Source organism: Lentiprolixibacter sp. (assembly GCF_982873095.1).
Genome location: NZ_CEYNTP010000117.1, coordinates 1 through 3,163 on the forward strand (window position 1 = coordinate 1; position 3,163 = coordinate 3,163).

5 protein-coding genes are annotated in these 3,163 nt (G+C 45.8%); 2 read left to right on the plus strand and 3 right to left on the minus strand.

The genetic code is table 11. The annotated features are described in order from the left end of the window. Positions 1 to 395: hypothetical protein (locus tag AC4E7D_RS08295; RefSeq protein ID WP_490173339.1), on the plus strand; the 395-nt coding region annotated here is incomplete at its 5' end. Between the two features lie 161 nt (positions 396 to 556). Next, positions 557 to 1,051, plus strand: a complete 495-nt coding sequence (locus AC4E7D_RS08300) for a lipocalin/fatty-acid binding family protein (protein ID WP_490173340.1) — start codon at positions 557 to 559, stop codon at positions 1,049 to 1,051. Positions 1,052 to 1,142: 91 nt separating this feature from the next. Here AC4E7D_RS08300 and AC4E7D_RS08305 read toward each other — a convergent pair whose 3' ends face one another. The 3 genes from AC4E7D_RS08305 to AC4E7D_RS08315 form a co-directional block, all read right to left on the minus strand. Further along, positions 1,143 to 1,679 carry a 1-acyl-sn-glycerol-3-phosphate acyltransferase gene (locus AC4E7D_RS08305; protein WP_490173341.1) on the minus strand — a complete coding sequence of 179 codons (537 nt, stop codon included), beginning with the start codon at positions 1,677 to 1,679 and terminating at the stop codon, positions 1,143 to 1,145. A 59-nt stretch (positions 1,680 to 1,738) separates the two neighbouring features. Then, positions 1,739 to 2,863, minus strand: coding sequence for an iron-containing alcohol dehydrogenase family protein (locus tag AC4E7D_RS08310; RefSeq protein ID WP_490173342.1), 1,125 nt, complete (start codon positions 2,861 to 2,863; stop codon positions 1,739 to 1,741). Positions 2,864 to 2,869: 6 nt separating this feature from the next. Further along, positions 2,870 to 3,163 (minus strand): HAD family hydrolase (locus AC4E7D_RS08315; protein ID WP_490173343.1); only part of this gene is annotated, 294 nt, incomplete at its 5' end.

Here is a 3,163-nt window from a genome sequence, read left to right on the forward strand (position 1 = left end):
CAAAGGAAGGGCCTTTTAACATCAGTGAACTCGCTGGTAATTTTGAAGCTACCAAAGCACAGTTTAGCGTTAATACTGTTTCTGTTGATATCGTTGAAGACGGCGGTACCGTTGAAATGACTGTTCAGTCCAATGGTCGTTTTAACCTTACTCTGAATCCGATAGATCGACCGGCCTATACCGTAAGCGGGGAAATGTTCTGGGAAGAATGGCAGGGCAGCTTTTACTTCGCCATTACATGGGACGACGAACCGGGAGATTGGGACACCTATGGCCATACCTGGGACGGCACTACCTTGTCTATAAACGGAGGTGCCGACACCGGTGCTTACGACTTCGACAATGATGGGGACACAGAACCCTGCTCCCTGCACTTCATTTTCGTTCGTGTTTAATAAGGACAATAATCTATTAGATAGGATAGCATCTCCGTTCTGCATAGAATACCAATATCCAGTTGAATGACGCGGGTCATTGCAAAAATTGAACTTGCGGTCTACCTTTATTTACAGTTCCTTACACGTGGAAATTATATAAACCTATCAAATCTGGTACTATGAAAACACTAAGTAGAATACTCCTTTTTGTACCCCTGTTCGCATTCTTATTTATTTCCTGTTCAGAAGATGACCCACCACCTGAAGAAATTCTGGAAAAAGTAGGTGATTTCCCTATCAGTGAATTGACAGGTAGTTGGGATGCCACTATCGCAAGATTCAGTGATGATATCCACAATATTGAAGTAATTGGTGAAGGGGGTTCAATTAGTATGACTGTTCAAAGTAATGGCCGATTTGCAATGACGATTAATCCGGCAAATCGCTCTTCTTACAATGCTAGTGGAGAAATGTTCTGGGAAAAGTGGGAAGGTCGCTACTATTTCGCCATTGTTTGGGATGATGATCCCAGTGATTGGGAAACCTATGGAGCTACCCTCACAGAAACCACTCTGAACATTAGCGGAGGTAATATGGGAGCAGGTGAGTACGACTTTGATAATGATGGCACCTTCGAACCCTGCAGAGTAAACCTGAGCTTTGTAAGAAGCTAAGAGTGCCTTGTGGATTATTATCCGGAGGTTACGACTTTGACAACGACGGTACTTTTGAACCTTTCAGCATAAGCTTCAGATGCACCTGAAACTAAGTGTATTCCGGAATTTTTCCCTGCACCCCTTTATAGAATTGATGATAGACCTTGAAGTCAGCTTCCTGGTCTTTCGTCGTATACACTGGTTCTGAAATCTTAACCTCCTTCTTTCCAAAATCAAAGGCCACCATGACTATGGGAACCTGTGCCAGATCAGCAATGTAGTAAAAGCCCGTTCTCCATTTCTCTACTTTCTTTCTGGTCCCTTCCGGGGACAAGGCCAATCGGAATACGTCTTTTTCACTGAATATTCTTGTTATGGAAGCTACCGTATCCTCATTCTTCTTTCGGTCTACAGGCGTACCCCCTAACTGCCGGAACCACCAGCCATAAGGGGCTTTAAACAGGCTTTTTTTTCCTATGAAGTTGATCTTTAGGTTTACGATCTTCCTAACGAGTAGACCCACGACAAAATCCCACCAGCTGGTATGTGGCGCCACTATAACCACGCACTTGGGAATATCGGGAAACGTTCCTTTTAGTTTCCATCCCATGAGCCTGAAATAAATAAATGATGCCAGTCCTTTCATTAAATTATCTGCATGCGAAGTACCGGGGAGCCCTGTAATTTCCCCCCATTCCTGAATACCTAAATCTTCCTGTAGATGTCCTTGATCTGATCACGGCTGATGTGGTTTTTCCAATCTTTGCCCAATGCATTCTCCCACAAAGGGGTCATCCCGAGTGAAATGTCTGTCATAGCATCGAGTTCTTCTTCACTGAGCCCTGCACAGACCCCCTGAGGCAGGGCAATCCCGTGTTTCGCTTTCATCCGCTGGAATTCAGCCACCCCATCCGGATAAAATGCTTCAAGGTATTGAAATACCAGGCAATTCCCCAGTCCGTGTTTGATCCCGAGCACAAATGAAAGTCCATAGCTCAGGGCATGCGCCACTCCCACCTGTGAGTAGGCAATGCTCATGCCGCCATGCCAGGATGCCATCATGAGCTTATCCTGCGCCTCCTCATTTGACAAATCATCCAGAAATACCTGCCGGCAAAGCTGTAAAGCGGTTTCACCATAGCTTTCGCTAAAAGCATTCAGAAAGGTACCATTTAGAGATTCGATACAATGGATGTAGCAATCCATCCCCGTATAGAACCACTGATCTTTTGGTACCCCATTGGTAAGTTCAGGGTCAAGGATAACCTGGTCGAAGGTACTGTAATCCGAGTTGATCCCGAGTTTTCGGCGGGGACCAGACAAGACTGTAGTCCGGGAGACTTCTGCACCGGTACCGCTAATGGTGGGGATACCTATGTGGTAGCAGGCGGGACGCTGTACAAGGTCCCAACCCTGATAATCCGCGGCGCTACCCTTGTTATTGAGCATTATGGAAACGGCCTTGGCCAAATCTAGCAGGGTCCCTCCCCCTATGCCAACGATACCAGAAGGCGGTTCCTGAAATTCGGTTTGAATTTTTTCCACCAGGGTATCGACCTGTTCTGTTTTAGGTTCCTCATCTGCCGAAATAAAAATGACCTGGTCCTGGAAAATTACCGGCAGACGGTTCATAAGAGCAGATCCTTCGAACACGTCGTCCACCAGGAAAATCACAGGCGCATCTGCATTTTTGCGATGCGGCATGAGGATATCCCCTAACTGGTCGAAACTACCCCTTCCAAAGACCACTCTGGGAACCATCGGAAAGTTCTTGTAGCCAGTATTGGCCTTTCTAGGTGTTGGTGTTTCTATTTCTTCTTTGTCGTTCATAGCAACTTATAAATACTTAATCAGGTCTCTTAATGAATTCAGTGTGATATGGTCATTTCCGTGTTCTTCCGGAGGAACCACCTCGTGCGCCCAGGTAGTGTGAAAAGGTACATGAATGGCCTGTGCCCCTATGTTGACTATGGGGAGTACATCCGACTTAAGGGAATTGCCCACCATAAGAAACTCTTTTACATCAACTTCAAGGTGGTCCAGGAGGTTCTGATAGTTGGTCTCCTTCTTATCACTCAACACCTCCACATGATGGAAATATTTAGACAAACCTGATTTCTCAAGCTTGCG

Coding starts and splice junctions, on each gene's coding strand:
- AC4E7D_RS08305 (WP_490173341.1), bottom strand. CDS start 1,679: ATGAAAGGACTGGCATCATTTATTTATTTCAGGCTCATGGGATGGAAA.
- AC4E7D_RS08310 (WP_490173342.1), bottom strand. CDS start 2,863: ATGAACGACAAAGAAGAAATAGAAACACCAACACCTAGAAAGGCCAAT.
- AC4E7D_RS08300 (WP_490173340.1), top strand. CDS start 557: ATGAAAACACTAAGTAGAATACTCCTTTTTGTACCCCTGTTCGCATTC.